The organism is Methanomethylovorans sp., assembly GCF_050177135.1.
Classification (GTDB): Archaea; Halobacteriota; Methanosarcinia; order Methanosarcinales; family Methanosarcinaceae; genus Methanomethylovorans.
Genome location: NZ_JBFXHJ010000030.1, coordinates 1 through 18,033, shown reverse-complemented (window position 1 = coordinate 18,033; position 18,033 = coordinate 1). Strand labels below are relative to the sequence as shown.

The window sequence follows — 18,033 nt, the reverse complement described above, 5'->3', positions numbered from 1 at the left end:
CACCGTCTACAGAACAGATCATCACGGCACCATAACAGTCACAACCGATGGCTTAACCTACACAGTGATCACTGAAAGGCCCCTTTCGGATCAGAACAGCATAAAGAATGCGAGCTCTTCACTTTTTCCTGTCATTAAAGCGGGAAAGTGAGGTCAAATACATACATCCTTCTTTAATGAAAGCAATGGAAAGACCTCTGACTTACCGGAGAGACTGAATTGAACTTCAAGGCTACCCTGGACAGGATTGAAAACGGAATTGCAGTGTTACTTATCAGGCCTGAAAGAACCACTCAGATAAAGATCCCTCTCTTCTTTTTGCCTGAAGGTAGCGAGGAAGGCGATATCCTGAACATTGGCATTACAAAGGATATGCCGGAAACCGAGAATGCAAAAGCAAGGGCTTCCACACTACTTAATAATCTCAAGAGCAAGAATTAAAGGTTGGGTGCCAGTTCAGGTAAGATCGATCCTAGGTGGTATATGATCCTGAACAGGATGCACACTCTCTAAGGTTCAAATATGGTATATATTCTTTTTCATTTTGTTCATGTTTAAAAATTTGAATATTTCTAGTTTTTGAGGATGTAACTGGTATATGATACTTTTCAGAAAATATGGTAATGTGCATTTTTACAGTCATGGTACTCCAGCGATCGATGCTTCAGGCAAAAATATTTTCTGCATATTTCATGTTAACGACCCATTAATAAAGGCTAATTTTTTAATAACCCGTGGAAAGGAAGCAACAGCAGTATCAGCAAGATGCTAAAAAATGCACGCCAGTTCAGATTAAAGAGGGTGGGTGGTACTTATAAGGGACAAACTGAACTGGCAGTCTTAACTTAAACGAAAGTTACATATATCTTTTTTCATTTTGTTTCGACTTTAACACAGTCTGAAGCCTGAAGGACTTATTGAGCATAAATGCGATTCTTCAAAACAGCAGTGCATAAAATATATATCCTGCAAGATGAATCAATTGTGTTGAAGGTGTTGTGAATGAGTGGTACTACGAACGGATCTGTTCCTTTTTCCCCTGTGAAGTTCCTGTATGGCCTGTATGATAAGTATTCTGAAAGAATAAAAAAGCAAAAGAAGCTGTTAAGACGAAAATGGATCTCAGGTGCTAGACTTGAATCAAAGGACATGCTGGGAAACAGGCCTTCCTATAAATATCGTCCACGTGATGAAGACGAGATCCTAAGGAACATGTTACTTGAAGAGAAGAGCATATTGGTCAGAGGAAATGCCCTTGCCGGTAAAACCAGAACTACTTTTGAAGTGCTCAAAAGCATGGGTTCCCTGGTCGATGTGATAATTCCGCTCCCGGAGGATATTGATTCCGGAGATTATCCTTTTGCAGATAATTATGGGATGAATACTGAAATTGTTATTCTGGATGACCTTGACAGGTTTGTTGAAATGAGCAACTTTGCGAAAATGATAGAAGTGATCAAAGCTAAGCATTTCCTCATCATTGCAACTTGCCAGAGCGGTGAAAAGTTCGAACTCGTGAACAAAAAAATTGACATCTGTACTGTTTTTGGCAAAAATATAGTTGATATTGGTCTGATCTCCAAAGGTGAAGCTCAGAGAACAGCCGAAAGAGAAGATATCAAGTGGGAAGACACCGAGTTTGATGGAGCCATTGGTTCTGTTTTCATGAGATTGCATGAAATGAGAAGAAGATATGATGCTCTTATGGAAAGGGAAAAAGAAATATTACAAATAATAAAGAAACTGCATATGTGTGGCATATATGAGGGGGATCATCTATTCCCTTATGCACTGATAGAAACAGTCTATATTAAGGATCACCCTGATACTGAATTAGATTGGGTACGTGTGCTTGGGCCATTAACGAGCAGTGAATTAATACTTGTATCTGAGGAAAAAAAGATCCATGTTGAAGAGGTATATCTGGAAAAGATAGTCCAACTCAATGAACCGGCATCGAAACTCTCTGTTCTTAACGAGATGTTCGACACATTTTCTCATAATTCCGCTGTCCTCATAGGAATAGGCAACAAAGCATCCTCATATTCCCTCGTCAGGGTCCAAAAAGCCGAGTATGCAAAAGTTGCTGTCAAAGCATATGAGGAAGCACTTCAGTTAATGATTGCCGACGAATCTCCAATACAATATGCAATGGTCCAGCACAGTCTTGGGATCGCATACAGAGATCTGGCAAGTATGGAAGATAGGGAACATTACCTTGAAAAAGCCATCAGTGCACATGAGGAAGCACTCAAAGTATACACCTTTGAGGAATTCCCTATGGACCATGCAATAACCTGGGACAATATAGGACTTGCATATAGTGATCTGGCATCTGTGAAAGAGAGAAAAAATAATCTCAAAAAAGCGGTCGAAGCATATGAGGCAGAGATCAAAGTAGAGATCCTTAAAGAATTCCCGATGCAATATGCGATGGCCCAGAAGAATCTAGGGATGGCATACACCTGTATGGCAGATATGGAAGATATGGATGTAAATCTCGAAAAAGCAGCAAGGTCATATGGAGAAGCACTTGAGATATTTGAAAATCTAAAACTTTCCCATCATGCAGAAAAAGTAAAGAACGAGCTTGCTATCATATTCAGAGAACTGCGACAAGAAGACTAAATCAGGATAATATGATCGTTGGAACATGGGCTGGAATATCATATGCAATCCATAGCAGGTGACAAGACTTCTACCACCTGTCAGAAGACTGAAAGACGTTATGATTTAGACTGGATACGCATTTTTGGAATGCTAATTATCTTTTTTTATCATTGTGGCAGATTCTTCAATCTGGAAGACTGGCATGTGAAGAACAACACACTTTCTCCTGGTATCTCTATAATACTCTCGGTCCTTGAAATTTGGATGATGCCTCTCTTCTTTATGATCTCAGCTATGTCGTCTTACTATTCGCTCACCAAAAGGTCTCCAAAGCAATACATACTTGAGAGGTTTAAAAGGCTCATAGTACCTTTTATATTCGGTACTTTTGTGATCATAGTGCCTGTGCAGGTCTATATTGAACGTGCTTCTCACGGTCATTTTGAGGGTTCTTTCATCGATTTTTATCCCCACTATTTTGATGGGCTGTATGCATTAGGAGGAAATTTTGCCTGGATGGGACTTCATCTATGGTATCTGGAGTTCCTTTTCATGTTTTCCATGCTGACACTTCCATTATTTGTGGTTGCAATAAAGAAAAAAAGTTCCTTCCTTGTTATTCATGCAGTTTCCGTGTTCAGAAAACCAGGGTCTATTTTCCTGCTGGCTATACCTCTCATCCTGATGGAAATTTTTGTCGGACAATACAGAGATAGCATTGGTCTCCAAGCATTTGGAGGCTGGAGCCTGCTGACCTATCTGGTCTTTTTCATAACAGGATACTTCGTATCACTGGATGCGGGGTTCAAGGATACAATTGAAAAACATAGGGTTTCAGCTACATTGTTAGCTTTCGGGATCACCGTGATGTTGATACTGAATTATTTGTACAACATCGGGTCCATAGACAAATATGAGGATGTATTAACTGCAGCTGCTTCATGGTGCTGGCTTCTGGTAATATTTGGTTTTGGAAGCAGACTTTTATCTTTTGATCACTCTATTCTTAAATATGCCAATGAGGCAGTTCTCCCATTCTACATACTTCATCAGACGGTCATTGTGATCTTCGGATTCTGGATAATGGATTGGGAACTCGGGGTTGCATCGAAATACCTTTTGCTAAGTTTAAGCTCATTTGTGACAATAATGCTGGTATATGAATTCCTGATCAGAAGGATCAATGTGACGCGTGTTCTATTCGGTATGAAATAATCATTCATCCTTAGTGACATCTTCAAAGGAGGTACTTGAAGCTGATTTCAGGGAAATGGTATTTACAGCAACAGCTGACCTTACATTGGCAGATGGTGTGCTCGCAAAGGGAGAAAAAGATATCCTTGCGAAAATCCAGGAATTTTTGGAAGTCCCGGAGGACAAAGCGGTCACCATCATTGAAGTTATGCTGATAAAGAACAGAGGCTGAATCAGCAATTATTTTTAACTTCCTAAATGAGGACAGGCTTAAGCCTGTCTACACACTTCTTCCGTACGTAATTCAATGCGCCAACAGCACTTCTTTTTCTCCTTGATCTATGAGGCATCAGGAGAATATATCTCTTTAACCCTTCCTACACGGCCATCTTGCAATTGCACCTTTATCCCATGTGGATGAATTGCAGAGTTGGTCAAAATCCTCTTCACTACACCGCTTGTGATCTTCCCAGTGGCCTGATCTTGTTTCAGAACGATTCCCACGTTCAAACCTATCTTTATATTTTTTCTGTTATTGCCTGCGTTCATGGAACAAGTAAATTCTTCATTCTATAAGCATGTTCTTTCATAAATTGCCCTGATATATGGATCGAACCTATGAAAACAGGAATAGCTTCCGAATGAACCGAAATAGTAAATTCAAAATCTCTTTATTTTATGTATACATCATATAGGTATATATATTTAGAAGCGATTAATATATTATCAGCAGCATGCTTATATACCATGTGCGTGTTCATACGTCTAGAGTTCGAGTGTTTGTCGATTTAATAAAAGGATTATCTCATTCTTGTGTTCTTCTTTTAGTTTATTGATGTCACAACAAAGAGTTGGTCGTATCAAAAAGTTGAGGTCTGATCAGGATCAGATCGAACCTGTCATGCGAAAATTCTCCATCTCAGTTTTTGCTGAGGCGAACTACCTAAATAAAGGAAATTAAATATGAGATTCGATAATAGAGGCGGAAGCGGTAGAAGTGGTGGAAGCGGTGGCTTCAGACCAAGCGGTCCGAGAGAAATGCATAAAGCAACTTGTTCAGATTGTAAACAGGAAACAGAAGTACCTTTCGTACCATCCGGTGACAGGCCAGTTTACTGCAGAGAATGCTATCAGAAGCATAGACCAGCCAGATATTAGATCTGTAACCAACAGATACCTAATTCTATAAGTTCACGCAAAGGCAGATATATGAACATATTTCTGCCTGATGAATTTTTTATATTTTTCCTAATACTACGAAATCGCATAATGTGATTTTCTAAAGTAAGCTAAGGAGCTACAGAGATGACAAGTGAAAGCGTAATATGTCCAAGTTGTGGAACTCAGATTTTAGCTACGGTACCTTTAGGACAGCAGATAATATGCGTTTCATTGAAACAGGGAAATCCTGCTGCTTTCGGAGCAAAATACAGATCCGCATCCAGATGTACTAACTGCAAGAAAAGCTTTAACTCCTACACCAATAATAAGCATGAATGCTTAATAAGTTAATTTGAAAAGTTTATTTTGAATATGGCTTACATACTGACCTCCTTTTGATCATTCTTAATACTATTTTCTCATTGGTAAATTGCAGCCCTTACTTAATTAGTGATAATTTCTCTCTTTCATTATAGCATCAGCAAGAAAAGGAATCTGGCATATTTGCCGGAAAGCTTTTTCTGAGCTATCTGATGTCACGCAATATTTTTAAGAAACCTTAGACTTCTGTATCCTATGTTGGAAGGCAAGAAAGGACATCTGGCCATACTTCTTGGGTGTGTTCTCTATGGGACAACCGGTATATTCCTGGCCCACATACACGAAATTGCCATTCCCTCTATGATCTTCTATAGATTGTTCTTCGGTGTTGTGCTGATACTTCTGGTTATTCTTATCACCGGAAATATATCACAGATCAGGCTGAGGAAAAAAAAGAAATTACTGGCACTGCAGGGAATTATCACTGTAGTGAACATGTTCTTCTATTTCTATTGTGTTAAAACCACATGTTTTTCTATTGCCATATTGCTTGAATATACGTCACCCATCTATGTTATGATAGCCTCGCCTTTCGTACTGAAAGAAAAGATTACCAGAAAAAGCATCTGTTCCATGGCCATAGCTATTACAGGTATAATTCTTGTGATAAGACCCGAAGGCGGATTTTCAGGATTTCAGACAGATCCGGTTTACCTGACAGGAATCCTTGCAGGCATGATCTCGGGCCTCCTTGCAGCTATCCTGATCATGAACATAAGGCTCATGAAAGATGAATCTCCGCAGATGGGGATAGCTTTCTGGTCCATGGGGATCAGTTGCTTGCTTATGACGCCATTTGCATTCAGTACTCCCTGGAACATATTAGTGGAAAATATCAATGTGCTTGCATCTTTTGGAGCTGTGTCCGTAGGAATGGGTGCCTTCCTTACCATAATAGGATTCTCTCAAGTGGAAGCACAAACAGGGTCCCTTCTTTCATTGATAGAACCTGTGAGTGGTGTCCTGTTTGATGTTGCATTGCTGGGTGTCCAACTTGGAACTAACGTATTCATAGGCTGTGTTCTGGTACTGATCTCTGCTTTCATGGTGAGTGTGAAAGATCCGGGAATAAAAGAAAAAGAATTTATGCTAGGATACCAGCAAAACTGACAAAAAAGATCTCCTGGAAGTTATTAGTACCGGGTTTTAACAAAAAATGTAATTTTTTATCTTTTGCGATAACACTTAGTGCTATTTTTTGACTTAATAACTAATCAACTTTTAGAATGCTATCTAGGGCTGGATTAGCTCAAACAGAGTCAATGAATTATTAGTTATAAATTTTTTGTACATGCTTTGCTTGCTATTTATATAAAAAAGAGCAAAAAAAGCATAATGGGGTTTATTTTGAGAAAAGAAGCTTAAAATGAATTTATTTTTCTTGGTTTTAAGCGATGGGTTTATAAATGGTTACTTTTTATACTCATAGTCAAATAATTCAAATGGCTTTTTTCAGATCGAGGTATTACAATTTATAGAGAAAAGAAAATTGAGGTGCGTAACCTCATAAAAGTATTTGGGAAAAACCCTTCAAAAGCAATTTCTTTAGTAGAGCAAGGAATCTCAAAACAGGAAATATTTGAAAGAACAAAACAAACTGTAGGTCTCTACAACGTGAACTTCGATGTTTACGAAGGTGAAACCTTTGTACTTATGGGACTCTCAGGTTCGGGTAAATCAACTCTTTTACGTTGCCTGAACCGTCTTATAGATCCCAGCGACGGACATATACTCATCGATGGCGATGACATAGCCACTATGGATGACACAGAGCTAAGGAAAGCCAGAAGAAAGAAAATGAGCATGGTCTTCCAGAGCTTTGCTCTTCTGCCTCACAGGACAGTTATTGATAACGTGGCTTTCGGACTTGAGATACAAAACATCTCAAAAGAAGAACGATACTTAAAAGCAGAAGAGGCTATTGCCAAAGTCGGTCTTAAGGGTTATGAAGCAAGCAAAACATCGCAACTGAGTGGAGGGATGCAGCAGAGGGTGGGGCTTGCCAGGGCGCTTGCCACAGACCCTGATATTTTGCTTATGGACGAGGCATTCAGTGCACTTGATCCGCTCATCCGGACTGAAATGCAGGATGAATTACTTGCACTTCAGGACAAACTCAGGAAGACCATTGTATTCGTATCCCATGACCTTGACGAAGCCCTGAAACTTGGAAACCGCATAGCAATTATGAAGGATGGGGTCATTGCCCAGATAGGGACAGCTGAAGAGATACTCACCAATCCTGCAGACGACTATGTATCAGAATTCGTTGCAGGGGTTGACAGGACAAAGATACTCACTGCAGAAAATGTGATGAAGCGGCCAGAACCCGTAGTATCCATTAATTCAGGGCTTCCAGTTGCAATGCAACTCATGAAAAGACATGGCATATCATCAATATTTGTAGTCGATAATGAGAAAAGAATAAAAGGAGTAATCCTCATTGAAGATGCTGTTCAGGCTGTTAAAGAGCATAAGACATTGCATGATGTGCTGATCACAGACGTACCGGCGGTTGCACCGGACCTGCCCGTCAAGGACATAATCCCAATGGCAGCAGACAGTAATTTTCCGCTGGCAGTGATAAATGACAACAATAAGCTCATGGGGGTCATAGTCAGAGGCAGCATACTTGGTGCCCTGGCAATAAAGGTGGAGGATAAGAATGATCTTACCTGAGATACCCATAGGCAATACCGTTGAATCAGGTGTTTACTGGCTGAATGATAATTTTGGTTTTTTACTGGATATCTTCAGCGAATTCATTGATACGCTTATATCAGGATTCAAGGAAATATTATTATTTTTACCACCTGTTGCATTCATTCTCGTTGTTACTGTCATTGTCTATATGATTTCCCGAAGAGACCTGAAACTGACATTAGGAACAGCAATTGGTTTCTTGTTGATAGATAATATGGGTCTGTGGAAACTTTCCATGGAAACCATAGCCCTTGTATTATCATCTGCGACCGTGGCTTTGTTTGTAGGGATCCCAACAGGTATTCTGGCAGCAAAGAATGAAACTGTGTTCCATGTTGTTAAGCCGGTACTTGATCTCATGCAGACAATGCCTTCTTTTGTCTACCTGATCCCAGCAGTGATATTCTTCGGATTAGGTAATGTTCCGGGACTTGTTGCAACAATAGTATTTTCAATGCCACCTGCTGTCCGCCTGACCAACCTTGGTATCCGCCAGGTTCCTGTGGAACTGAACGAGGTGGCAAATGCTTTTGGCACGACACCAATGCAAAAGCTTTTCAAAGTAGAGCTTCCCGTTGCTCTTCCGACGATCATGGCAGGTGTTAACCAGTGCATAATGCTTTCTCTTTCCATGGTGGTCATTGCAGCAATGATAGGTGCGCGGGGACTTGGATATCAGGTACTGGTAGGCATCCAGAGAGTTGATATCGCCCAAGGATTTGAGGCGGGTCTTGGGATCGTGATCATTGCCATCGTGCTTGATAGACTAACACAGAGCATTACACCTAAAAAATAAGATTATGATGTTTACGGACCATGCGGTCTGTTCCATAGAATATATTGAGCGTTGTGATAAAATGAAAAGAAAAATAAAAGTCCTTTCAGTGCTTATAATGCTTTCCATGCTGGTCATGGTAAGCGGCTGTGCTGACCAGGACACAACCGGAGATGCTGTTACTGATGAAGCAACCACTACTAAGGAAGCAACCATTGGCTATGTTCTCTGGGATGGCGAGATAGCCAGTACCAATGTCATGAAGCTTGTCCTTGAAGAGGCAGGTTATGATGTGGAGATAATAGCTGTTGATGCAGGTGCACTCTATCAGGGGCTTGCAGACAGCCAGTTCGATTTTACGACTTCTGCATGGCTTCCTTTGACACAGAAGAACTACTGGGAAAGGTATGGAGAGGACATTGACAGTGTTGCTGTGAACCTTGAAGACTGCCTCATAGGACTTGTTGTTCCAACATATGTTACTATTGATTCAATTGAAGAGCTCAATGCGAACAAAGATCAGTTCAACGGTAAGATTATAGGTATCGATCCCGGAGCAGGTATTATGCAGACAACTGAAACTGCCATCAATGATTATGGGCTTGATTACGAGCTTGTCGCAAGCAGCAGTGCAGGCATGGCATCTGAACTCAAGAGTTCAGTCATGGATGAGGAATGGATAGTTGTGACCCTATGGTCACCACATTGGGCTTTCAACAGCTTTGACCTGAAATATCTGAATGATCCGCAAGGAGCCTATGGTGAAGCAGACCATGTGGAAACTCTTGCAAGAGCTGGACTTGAAGAAGACGATCCCGAACTTTATCAGATCATCAGCAGATTTAAGTGGACCCATGAGGATATTCAGTCCGTCATGGCAGACCTTGCAGACGGCATGCCCGAAGAGGATGCTGCCAGAAAGTGGGTTGAGAATAATCCTGATAAAGTCAGTGAATGGATCGGTGAGAACTGAAGTTCTCTCTTTCATTCTTTTTTTTGTTTTGTGGAAATCGTCATGTTACGATCTCAACTGTGGGCAGATACAACCACAGAGTTAACGGATTTGGATGACTATTCTCTTTACTAATTCTTTATTCTGTCACAGTTGGATTCAATTTTATTTTTTGAAGAACAATGCACTTGTAGCAACTTCACGTGAGCATCTATAATGTCAAAGCATAAATTGAAATACTTGAATTTCTAAATAGATAAAAATATAATATTGGAGTACAAGTATGTCAGCAAATGGAAACATAGTTTCAGTAATAGGACCTCTTCGTAAACCTAAACTAATGGGCTTTGCCAACGATAGCTTTACTCTCATCGTCACACAGGATCAGAGCATTTTTGCCAAATTAACATCGGAGATCATGAAAAAAGTGGTAGAGGATGCAAGGCAGCAAGCCGAACAGGAAGGAAAGGGTTTTTTCGGGCAATGGGGCAGCCAGATATCTGGCGGAATGAACTACACTCAGAGGTATCTGAGCATGGCACCTGAAGAGATAATGAAAGAAAACCCTGCAAATTTCTCTATTCCAAATTCCAGCATCGATTCAGTAAAGGTCAGGTACAGGGAAACAGGTGATGAGGACAGTACCAGCAGATCAGAATGGACAGTAACTATAGAGGCACATTCACAGAAATTGAATTTCAAATACGGTAATGATCCAAAAAATGAACTGAAAAGAGCATATGGTGAACTTGTTAGATAACGGAGCATCAAAGGCTGTTCTTCTTTTTAGAGTAACGGCCAATTTCAGTACATTTCATTTAAGTTCACATCTGAACTCTTTGCCTGATCTGTTTATCAGATAATATGCTCCTGCCAGAGCTATCACCAGCACGCCCATCCCTACCAGGAACAGTGGAGGAGTGGTTTTCAGATCGATTATCATTACTTTTCTTACAATTGCAGTGATACCTACAAGTATGATCACATCGACGTTCAATGTGGATTCATTGATGATCATCTTAATGGTTTCCAGCAATTCAATGCCTATAAGGACAAGGAAGAAAAGACCGAATATATCCAATACTTTTTCTACATTGAGGAACAGTACCGGGGGCTCGATCAGGTCGCTAAGTATTATCCATCCAATTTCCAGAGTGGAGCTGAGAATGACTACTATCATCATCAGAATAATTGCTTTGATGATCAATTTCTGAAAACCACTGACATATTTCATCATGAAATATTACCTCTGGTAATTGTCTGAAACACAATGTCTGACATAATAGCTGAAAGTTCTGATGAAAATAAGCTTTACTTGATTAAAAAAGTGTTCATGGGAGAATAAAACAGAAATCATGATCCTGTATTAAATGGAAAGCAAGATCATAGCGACTTAAATAGTGCTCTTGTGTGGAGATCTGTTGATCCAGCTAAAAACCATCATAGCCAGTATTGAACATATCACAGCGAACACCATTGTTTGCCTGAAACCAAAGTATTGCATGATCAATCCCCCGATTATCGATCCCGCAATGTCCGCTGCAGATGTGGTGGAATTCAAAATACCTATAGAACTTGCTTTTTCAATGCTCCGCTCCACAACCAGCTGATTTGCACCTACGTACAAGAAAGACCATCCAAAAGCTATCAGGATCATTCCGGGAACAATGGAATAGAAATCCTGTGCCAGAGAATAGCTTACAAATGACAGCCCGGAAGTGATAATGCCCCATTTGATGAGCCATACGTTCCTGAATTTATCCAGCCTGCGCATGATTAGGAATTGAATGGATGGGTTGATGGCATATATGATCCCTATCCAGAAATTAGAAGCACCAAGGAAAGCCATGTAGAGAGGTAAAATGATCCACACAGCAACTGCGCCCGTATGCCTCAGGAACATCGACAGGTAGACATCAAGGTTCTTTCTGAAAACAGCCAATGAAAAATAGCTCACGGAAATAGAAGGCTTCTGTACGTCCGTAAGTCCAAAAGCTGCAAAAAAAGCGATGGTGAAGAAAAGAGATGATATAATGAAAAGATGCTCTATGTTCCCTATGAACCCGGCAACCAGGTATCCTATCATCCAGCCAAGGGAGCCAAAAGAGCTAAATTTGCCGATACTTTCCTTTTCATAATAAACGCTAACAATAAGGGCGGCCGGATACACTCCTACACTGAAACCCACCATTGCACGGATCACAGCAAGTGAGGCGGCATTATAAGCGAATATCTGCATGAAGAAAGACACTGCAGAAACTGCAAGACCTGCGAGGATTATAGGACGCAGACGGTTGATATCGGCGGCTTTTCCAAATATGAACGAAGAGAAAAAGGAAGCTGCTGCAAAAAAGGCACTGATGAGGCCAACTTCAAAATATGAAGCACCAAGGGATCTCGCAAAAACAGGCATAAAGATGCCAGACATCATAAGGGAAGAATTTGCCAGAAATTGGATCAGGTTTAATCTCATTGGTCATCGAATCCGGAATATATTCCCAGAATAATATCTAAACTATTTCTATTTATTGAAAGCTGATGACTTTAACATTTGTCAGGTAAAAACTACATGAGCCTGAACCCAAAGTGGTCTTTGAAATATCCTGTCATATATGGAAAATGAACACTATGATATAATTAAGTGGCATAAGACTTAATTCAAAGTACGGAGATGACAAATAAAATCATGAGAAGTATATCCTTCTATCAAACCGACATTGGAAAAATAGGAATTGTTGACAGCAACAATAGCATTACGAACGTATACTTTCATGGAGAGAGCTTTCCAGAGGATGCTATATTAAATGAAACAGAACTATTGAAAGAGGCAAACAGACAATTGAAGAGTTATCTTGCCGGAAAACAAAAAGTGTTCAATCTCCACCTTGCTCCCGTTGGAACAGGATTCATGCTGCGCGTATGGGAAGCTTTAAGCTCCATTCCTTATGGTGAGAACAGAAGTTATGAGGAAATAGCACAGAAAGTAGGTAATAAAAAAGCTTCAAGGGCTGTTGGACTTGCAGCCAGCCGCAATCCTATACCTATCTTTATTCCCTGTCATAGGGTCATAGGCAAAAATGGAAAACTTACAGGTTATAGATCCGGCTTGCACATAAAGGAACATCTGCTTAAGCTTGAAAAGCAGAATGCTAGACATTAGATGTATAAGGTGGATCAGACCTATTTATTTATGGAAGATAACCCTAAGTATGCGAATATTTAAAAAGAAGATCTGTTTTAAGGGGGAAATTGTATGCAAGATCGTATGAAGTATCATCAATTGCATGAAGAACAAATAAAAGAGATATTATTAAAAGCACCTGTAGGCAATATTGCAACCATAAATGAAAATGGATATCCGTATGTTGTCCCGGTCCATTTCGTTTATTATGAGGACAAGATCTACATTCATGGCTTGCCAGTGGGACAAAAGATCTGTAATATATTGTCAAATGAAAAAATATGTTTTCAGATCTATGACATGAAAGGTCTTATTCTTGATAACTCGCCATGTGGAATCAATACGGAGTATGAAAGCATCGTTATGACCGGAACAGCAACGGTCATTGAAGACCACGATCTGAAGAAAATTGTCTTAAATGAGATCGTGAACAAATACACTCCCCATTTAAATGGAACAGTGTTACCCGATAATATGGTAAAAGGCACAGGCGTTATTGAGATCACTATCAGAGAACTTACAGGTAAATATTACAAATAACACTATAAAATTGAACACCACAAAATTTAATGATAATTAAAGATAATAAAATCCAACTGTTTTCCGGTTAAGAACAGATGGTCGATGAAGTATTCTGATAGGAAATTGAGAAAAAAGAGGAGAAAGACTAAAGCCTGTTCAACCGGCTTAAGGGCTATGACTCAAAATTTACCTTTGGAGCGATCTTTTCCTCTTCCGCAGTCTCTAATAAGTCCTTCTTTTCAAAACTGAACATGCCTGCAATTATATTGTTCGGTATCTGCTGGATGGAAATGTTGTATTTCATGACAGTATCATTGTAGAACTGCCTGCTATAGGCGATCTTATCTTCGGTCTGTGAGAGTTCCTGCTGCAATTGCCTGAAATTTTCGTTGGCCTTAAGTTCAGGATAAGCCTCTGCAACAGCAAATAAGGACTTCAATGCATTGGTAAGCATGTTAGAGGCCTGTGCAGCCTCACCTACAGTAGATGCCGACATCCATGCAGACCTGGCTTTCGTGACCTCTTCAAAAACAGATTGCTCATGTTTTGCGTAGCCTTTTACTGTTTCCACGATATTGGGTATCAGGTCGAACCTGCGCTTAAGCTGGACATCTACCTGAGCCCATGCATTCTCCACCCTGTTACGTAAAGCTACAAGCTTGTTATAAACAGAAAAGACAAACACTGCAATAATCAATGCTATAACAAGAACTATGCCTATTATCCACAATAATTCTATCATCTTTTTATCTCCTTTCTAAATTTATCTGGCACCGCCTCCACCACCACCGAAGCCACCGCCAGAACCACCTACTCCGCGGCTTCCTCCTGAAGAGGACTTTGGAGCTGATCTCTGGTAAGCATGGCTGAAATCAGAAGAATAGCCTGTAATATAGACCCTGTTATGGAAATGGCTCGCCCGGAACTCCTCTTTGGGAACTATGACAGACATGTGCCTGAGTGCCTCTTCAGCCACACCCAGTGCCATGGCATACACCATATAATGGTCCCATAATTTCACAGAGCCGGGAGGATGCTCCTTAAGATCTGAGAAATCCGTTATGTATTTCTTGAAGTTCTTCCAGCGCTCTACGTAAAGCTTACCTTCGGGAGTCCATCTGCCCAGAAAGGTCCGGTATCTGGCATTGAGGACGAGCACAACAGGTGAAATGACTGCAATGATTATAGGCATGAAACCCAATTTTTCAATTATCGGATAAGCAGACGAGTCTCCCAGCCAGGGAATAGCGAAAAGGCTAAGGAGGGACACAAGGAAAAGAATACCTGCAAAATAGTCCATTTTCGTGGCACCTTTTTCGATGAACAGCTTTTCAAGATCTATATGAGCCTTCACCTTTTTATTCCACGAATTTATGAAATTATAAAAGGATGTGCCTTTTTTGAGCCCGGCCTGAAACTCTTTCCAATATAACTGGCGTCCATCAGAATGCTGTACGATGAGGTCCAGCACATCCTGTTCGAAGTCCAGAAGTCCTGGAGAATCTCCTTTCTCCCTCTCCGGACCGGTTATATGCAGCACGATATTCCGTGGGTTGCTATCATCGATTCTCAGGTAATCCCGATGAATTAGGTCCATTACGGTTGCAGCAAATCCATCTATCGTTGGATCTCCCACACCACCTTTCATCATGGCATTGACCACAGCCGGGCTGGAATCATATGGCAGTTCACGCTCGTAGATACCCTCGTATGCTATGTCAGGCTCCCTTCCATATTTGAAATACAGATAGAACGGAGCTAAAAGAAGAGATAATGCCAGAAGCACATATACTATGAAAACAACATACAGAGCCTTCTGCTTCAATGCGTACTGAGATTCTATACGGAATATTTGGAACTTAGCATTCTGATCATAAATGGTCACATATCTTGAGTCAGGTGATGTGAGCCTGGGGAAGATGGCCCGTATCTCGTACCAGCTATTGGCAGGGATATCAGCTGCCTGCACTGTGACCGTATTATCATCTATAGTTACGGTTTCTGTATAGTCGTCCGGATGTAGCCAGTAGGTTATGTCAGAGCCGCTGGCGGGAAGGATCATTACAGTTGCTGAAAGGCTTTGAACAGGCTTTTCCCATTCATCTCCCCAGAATTTGTAGTGCAGTTCTGAGATATCGTTGTATACCTTTAGGCCGCCATAGTAGTCATAGGAAGTGACAAATGTCACCCGTTCCGGCGTTGGGGACGGCAGCCTGCATACAAGCTCATAGCCTTCATAAACTTCAGTCACATAAAGATCAGATGGAACACCCTCTAAATAGCCCTGTATGTTCTCTATGGAACCTCCGGGTGGAGGGTATACCTGCCTGTACACCTCATAAAATGTGCCCTCAAAGCGATATGTGAGGGATTCCTGCACATGCACAATGCCCTCAGGGGACACTGTGACATTCACATCCGCACTCTCAAGGGAATAATCCCTGGCAGATGCCACCGGCAAAAGCAATAACAAAATAAGGGAGACTGTCAAAGCAAAAGTTATGCTTTTTGAACAGACCCTTCTGCCCGTGGAGAGTTCGTACACGAAACACACACCCTGTTTAAAAAAAGAGAGTGTTGGTATATACACTTATCGCAATTGCATGGTATTTTGCATAGTATTTATATTTGGAAACAATACTCTGCGCCATATAAAAAACGTCCATTATATTTACCCGCGATAACATAAAAAAAGATAGGTGCAAAAGCTGATACTTCAGATCACTGCTATCAATGGTAACATAACATGCAACACAATATCCGCAGAGAAATGCGATATCATGGCCGATTCTAAACCTTTTTTCCAATAGAGCCATCCAAATATAATTCCACCAACAGCGTTCAGAATAATGGTACGGGCAATTACCAGCGGTGTGAGCGTTGTTAAAACCATGACTGCCGGTAAATGGCCAATGCCAAAAATAACAGCTGCTATGATAATAGCTAACCACATGCCAGTGTTTGATGGCTTTCCTTCTTCTGTTGATTTGATCTTGAAGATCATCCATGCAATGAGGGTCATTACGAATAATCTTAACAGGACCTCTTCATTTATCCCGCCATAAAATGATGCAAGGAAGCCCTGCCATGCAGGAGGGTTTATTGAAGCCTGAGTTAGATTGATCGGTACGCCGGCAAAGGAAAACAAAAGATCAAGTCCGATTATAAGGATACCGGCCAGAATTCCAAGCCCAATTGATATTCCAAGTATGGACTTCAAATAGCTTTTAACTTCCCTGCCTTCAAGCCATCCTTCAAGGATCGGAAGGCCAAGTCCGACTTTCCTGGCAAGATGAAGACCAACAAATGTAGCAACACCGAACAGGATTATTGCCTGGACAAGCTGGGCAGCCAGGAGGACGTATAAAGGCACAGGCAGATTTTGGAGTAATTCTCCCTGAAGGGTAAGAGTATAAGGCAGTACAGCTATAGTTCCAAAGATACATGCAATTAGTAAAATAAGGACTAATTTTCTTTCTGTTCCCATATTAGATCTCCATATTGCCTGTAAATCCTCTAATGATCAAAATCAATTGCCCAAAGTATCAATATCCTATTTTACAGACCCTTGACCCCATCGCTTTTTATCATTCAGAGTTCTTTACCTATCGAGAAGGCTTTTCCAAGATCATGTCCAATGCCGTAGTAACTTCTGTTCCCTGTTCCATAAATAATGGGCCGGACCTTCTTAATATCAGGGTTTCCGTTTTCATCAAGTACGGATTCTTCTGCCTTGATATCGACTATCTCTCCTACGAACATGGTGTGGAGCCCGATCTCAAGAGTGTGGAGCAGTTTGCATTCGAGAACGAAAGGGAACTCTCCTACATAAGGTGCAGGTACAAGCTCACTCCTTACCGGGGTCAGACCGGCTGCCTTGAATTTATCTTCATCTCTTCCGCTTGCAAGGCCAAAGTAATCAGCTTCTTTTACATGATCTTCAGAAGGAATGCTTACGGTAAATGCCTTATTTTCCATGATGCCCGCATAGCTGTAGGTAGCTTTTCTTAACGACACGCTGATGCAGGGAGGGGCAGAACAGCAGATCCCGGCCCAGGCTACGGTCATGGCATTTGGTTTTCCTTTCATATCATATGTACCGACAACCCATGTTGGTGTCGGGAACGCGAGTGTCTTTGCTCCGATCGATCGTTTCATGGTTAAATGTTCTTTCAGATGATATAAAATGGTTTTCGAGCCAAATCCGAATGTTTTCCTATAGAGCCTTTTGATCAGAAGGTGCAAAACACTCAGCTGGCCTGGTGGAAATTTTGGTAATAAAATGTAGTGTGGTGTCCTGTTTTTTATTAAAAAGTGAGAGGAAAAAATCCTCTCAAAAGCAAATTAAGGCTCATTATACAACATATATTTATACGTAAATTATCAGATGGGAACTATATCTGTAGGGTCATAGGCTAAAATTTTATAGTGAGCATTGAATTTTAAGAAAAGAGAAAACTGAGGTAAATCATGAAAGTAATAGCAATAAACGGAAGTCCAAGAAAGAAATGGAAGACAGCAACTCTGCTTGAAAAAGCTCTTGAAGGTGCAGCT

At 40.8% G+C, this 18,033-nt stretch carries 20 protein-coding genes; 12 read left to right on the top strand and 8 right to left on the bottom strand.

Translation table 11 applies throughout. The features are described 5' to 3' along the window. Positions 1-219: 219 nt before the first annotated feature. A complete protein-coding gene (locus tag AB7U21_RS04140) occupies positions 220-441 on the top strand; it encodes a DUF3006 domain-containing protein (RefSeq protein ID WP_428387214.1) in 222 nt (73 codons plus the stop codon). 167 nt (positions 442-608) lie between these two features. Here AB7U21_RS04140 and AB7U21_RS04135 read toward each other — a convergent pair whose 3' ends face one another. After that, the gene (locus AB7U21_RS04135; RefSeq protein ID WP_428387216.1) at positions 609-689 is read right to left on the bottom strand and encodes an AN1-type zinc finger domain-containing protein; all 81 of its coding nucleotides are present in this window, start codon (positions 687-689) and stop codon (positions 609-611) included. A 313-nt stretch (positions 690-1,002) separates the two neighbouring features. Here AB7U21_RS04135 and AB7U21_RS04130 point away from each other — a divergent pair, with 313 nt between their 5' ends. Genes AB7U21_RS04130 through AB7U21_RS04120 form a run of 3 tightly spaced genes read left to right on the top strand, consistent with a single transcriptional unit; the run spans position 1,003 to position 4,036 of the window. Next, positions 1,003-2,628 (top strand): tetratricopeptide repeat protein, encoded by a 1,626-nt coding sequence (locus tag AB7U21_RS04130; RefSeq protein ID WP_428387212.1) that lies wholly within the window; start codon positions 1,003-1,005, stop codon positions 2,626-2,628. Between the two features lie 42 nt (positions 2,629-2,670). Next, complete coding sequence (locus tag AB7U21_RS04125; protein WP_428387210.1) at positions 2,671-3,825, top strand: acyltransferase family protein; 1,155 nt, start codon at positions 2,671-2,673, stop codon at positions 3,823-3,825. A 13-nt stretch (positions 3,826-3,838) separates the two neighbouring features. Then, positions 3,839-4,036: a hypothetical protein gene (locus AB7U21_RS04120; RefSeq protein WP_333787774.1), complete on the top strand. Its 198-nt coding sequence runs from the start codon at positions 3,839-3,841 to the stop codon at positions 4,034-4,036. A gap of 107 nt (positions 4,037-4,143) precedes the next feature. Here the strand turns inward: AB7U21_RS04120 and AB7U21_RS04115 are convergent, their stop codons facing one another. Beyond that, positions 4,144-4,353 (bottom strand): YwbE family protein, encoded by a 210-nt coding sequence (locus AB7U21_RS04115; protein ID WP_333787773.1) that lies wholly within the window; start codon positions 4,351-4,353, stop codon positions 4,144-4,146. Between the two features lie 414 nt (positions 4,354-4,767). Here AB7U21_RS04115 and AB7U21_RS04110 point away from each other — a divergent pair, with 414 nt between their 5' ends. The 6 genes from AB7U21_RS04110 to AB7U21_RS04085 all read left to right on the top strand — a co-directional run bounded on the left by AB7U21_RS04110 (position 4,768) and on the right by AB7U21_RS04085 (position 10,536). Next, positions 4,768-4,962 carry a CxxC-x17-CxxC domain-containing protein gene (locus AB7U21_RS04110; protein WP_292353384.1) on the top strand — a complete coding sequence of 65 codons (195 nt, stop codon included), beginning with the start codon at positions 4,768-4,770 and terminating at the stop codon, positions 4,960-4,962. A gap of 579 nt (positions 4,963-5,541) precedes the next feature. Further along, positions 5,542-6,456 (top strand): DMT family transporter, encoded by a 915-nt coding sequence (locus AB7U21_RS04105; RefSeq protein WP_333787772.1) that lies wholly within the window; start codon positions 5,542-5,544, stop codon positions 6,454-6,456. Positions 6,457-6,840: 384 nt separating this feature from the next. Next, a complete protein-coding gene (locus AB7U21_RS04100; RefSeq protein ID WP_428387206.1) occupies positions 6,841-8,025 on the top strand; it encodes a quaternary amine ABC transporter ATP-binding protein in 1,185 nt (394 codons plus the stop codon). Further along, the gene (locus AB7U21_RS04095; RefSeq protein WP_333788229.1) at positions 8,012-8,845 is read left to right on the top strand and encodes a proline/glycine betaine ABC transporter permease; all 834 of its coding nucleotides are present in this window, start codon (positions 8,012-8,014) and stop codon (positions 8,843-8,845) included. The genes AB7U21_RS04100 and AB7U21_RS04095 overlap by 14 nt, the downstream gene beginning before the upstream one ends. Positions 8,846-8,849: 4 nt before the next feature. After that, positions 8,850-9,797: a glycine betaine ABC transporter substrate-binding protein gene (locus tag AB7U21_RS04090; protein ID WP_428387204.1), complete on the top strand. Its 948-nt coding sequence runs from the start codon at positions 8,850-8,852 to the stop codon at positions 9,795-9,797. Between the two features lie 262 nt (positions 9,798-10,059). After that, complete coding sequence (locus AB7U21_RS04085) at positions 10,060-10,536, top strand: hypothetical protein (RefSeq protein WP_333788227.1); 477 nt, start codon at positions 10,060-10,062, stop codon at positions 10,534-10,536. A gap of 54 nt (positions 10,537-10,590) precedes the next feature. On the opposite strand, the gene AB7U21_RS04080 is transcribed toward AB7U21_RS04085, so the two are convergent. Together AB7U21_RS04080 and AB7U21_RS04075 are read right to left on the bottom strand one after the other, a co-directional pair. After that, positions 10,591-11,013, bottom strand: a complete 423-nt coding sequence (locus tag AB7U21_RS04080; RefSeq protein WP_333788226.1) for a phosphate-starvation-inducible PsiE family protein — start codon at positions 11,011-11,013, stop codon at positions 10,591-10,593. 156 nt (positions 11,014-11,169) lie between these two features. Continuing rightward, entirely contained in the window at positions 11,170-12,249 is a 1,080-nt protein-coding gene (locus AB7U21_RS04075) for an MFS transporter (protein ID WP_333788225.1), read from the bottom strand. 198 nt (positions 12,250-12,447) lie between these two features. Between AB7U21_RS04075 and AB7U21_RS04070 the strand changes: the two genes are divergently transcribed. Beyond that, positions 12,448-12,936, top strand: coding sequence for a methylated-DNA--[protein]-cysteine S-methyltransferase (locus AB7U21_RS04070; RefSeq protein WP_428387201.1), 489 nt, complete (start codon positions 12,448-12,450; stop codon positions 12,934-12,936). A 93-nt stretch (positions 12,937-13,029) separates the two neighbouring features. Beyond that, on the top strand, positions 13,030-13,497 hold the full coding sequence (locus AB7U21_RS04065) for a pyridoxamine 5'-phosphate oxidase family protein (RefSeq protein WP_333788223.1): 468 nt from the start codon (positions 13,030-13,032) through the stop codon (positions 13,495-13,497). 154 nt (positions 13,498-13,651) lie between these two features. Here the strand turns inward: AB7U21_RS04065 and AB7U21_RS04060 are convergent, their stop codons facing one another. The 4 genes from AB7U21_RS04060 to AB7U21_RS04045 all read right to left on the bottom strand — a co-directional run bounded on the left by AB7U21_RS04060 (position 13,652) and on the right by AB7U21_RS04045 (position 17,637). Next, positions 13,652-14,221 (bottom strand): LemA family protein, encoded by a 570-nt coding sequence (locus AB7U21_RS04060; RefSeq protein WP_333788222.1) that lies wholly within the window; start codon positions 14,219-14,221, stop codon positions 13,652-13,654. A gap of 21 nt (positions 14,222-14,242) precedes the next feature. After that, on the bottom strand, positions 14,243-16,024 hold the full coding sequence (locus AB7U21_RS04055; protein WP_428387198.1) for a DUF2207 domain-containing protein: 1,782 nt from the start codon (positions 16,022-16,024) through the stop codon (positions 14,243-14,245). Positions 16,025-16,195: 171 nt separating this feature from the next. Continuing rightward, positions 16,196-16,966 (bottom strand): CPBP family intramembrane glutamic endopeptidase, encoded by a 771-nt coding sequence (locus tag AB7U21_RS04050; RefSeq protein WP_428387196.1) that lies wholly within the window; start codon positions 16,964-16,966, stop codon positions 16,196-16,198. A 104-nt stretch (positions 16,967-17,070) separates the two neighbouring features. Further along, entirely contained in the window at positions 17,071-17,637 is a 567-nt protein-coding gene (locus tag AB7U21_RS04045; protein ID WP_428387194.1) for a flavin reductase family protein, read from the bottom strand. Positions 17,638-18,033 lie beyond the last annotated feature (396 nt).

Bases quoted from the DNA above. Each gene is read 5' to 3' on its own strand.
- AB7U21_RS04110 (WP_292353384.1), top strand. From the start codon at position 4,768: ATGAGATTCGATAATAGAGGCGGAAGCGGTAGAAGTGGTGGAAGCGGT.
- AB7U21_RS04095 (WP_333788229.1), top strand. From the start codon at position 8,012: ATGATCTTACCTGAGATACCCATAGGCAATACCGTTGAATCAGGTGTT.
- AB7U21_RS04060 (WP_333788222.1), bottom strand. From the start codon at position 14,221: ATGATAGAATTATTGTGGATAATAGGCATAGTTCTTGTTATAGCATTG.
- AB7U21_RS04125 (WP_428387210.1), top strand. From the start codon at position 2,671: ATGCAATCCATAGCAGGTGACAAGACTTCTACCACCTGTCAGAAGACT.
- AB7U21_RS04070 (WP_428387201.1), top strand. From the start codon at position 12,448: ATGACAAATAAAATCATGAGAAGTATATCCTTCTATCAAACCGACATT.
- AB7U21_RS04090 (WP_428387204.1), top strand. From the start codon at position 8,850: ATGATGTTTACGGACCATGCGGTCTGTTCCATAGAATATATTGAGCGT.
- AB7U21_RS04045 (WP_428387194.1), bottom strand. From the start codon at position 17,637: ATGAAACGATCGATCGGAGCAAAGACACTCGCGTTCCCGACACCAACA.
- AB7U21_RS04075 (WP_333788225.1), bottom strand. From the start codon at position 12,249: ATGAGATTAAACCTGATCCAATTTCTGGCAAATTCTTCCCTTATGATG.
- AB7U21_RS04050 (WP_428387196.1), bottom strand. From the start codon at position 16,966: ATGGGAACAGAAAGAAAATTAGTCCTTATTTTACTAATTGCATGTATC.
- AB7U21_RS04115 (WP_333787773.1), bottom strand. From the start codon at position 4,353: ATGAACGCAGGCAATAACAGAAAAAATATAAAGATAGGTTTGAACGTG.
- AB7U21_RS04065 (WP_333788223.1), top strand. From the start codon at position 13,030: ATGCAAGATCGTATGAAGTATCATCAATTGCATGAAGAACAAATAAAA.
- AB7U21_RS04085 (WP_333788227.1), top strand. From the start codon at position 10,060: ATGTCAGCAAATGGAAACATAGTTTCAGTAATAGGACCTCTTCGTAAA.
- AB7U21_RS04105 (WP_333787772.1), top strand. From the start codon at position 5,542: ATGTTGGAAGGCAAGAAAGGACATCTGGCCATACTTCTTGGGTGTGTT.
- AB7U21_RS04130 (WP_428387212.1), top strand. From the start codon at position 1,003: ATGAGTGGTACTACGAACGGATCTGTTCCTTTTTCCCCTGTGAAGTTC.
- AB7U21_RS04080 (WP_333788226.1), bottom strand. From the start codon at position 11,013: ATGATGAAATATGTCAGTGGTTTTCAGAAATTGATCATCAAAGCAATT.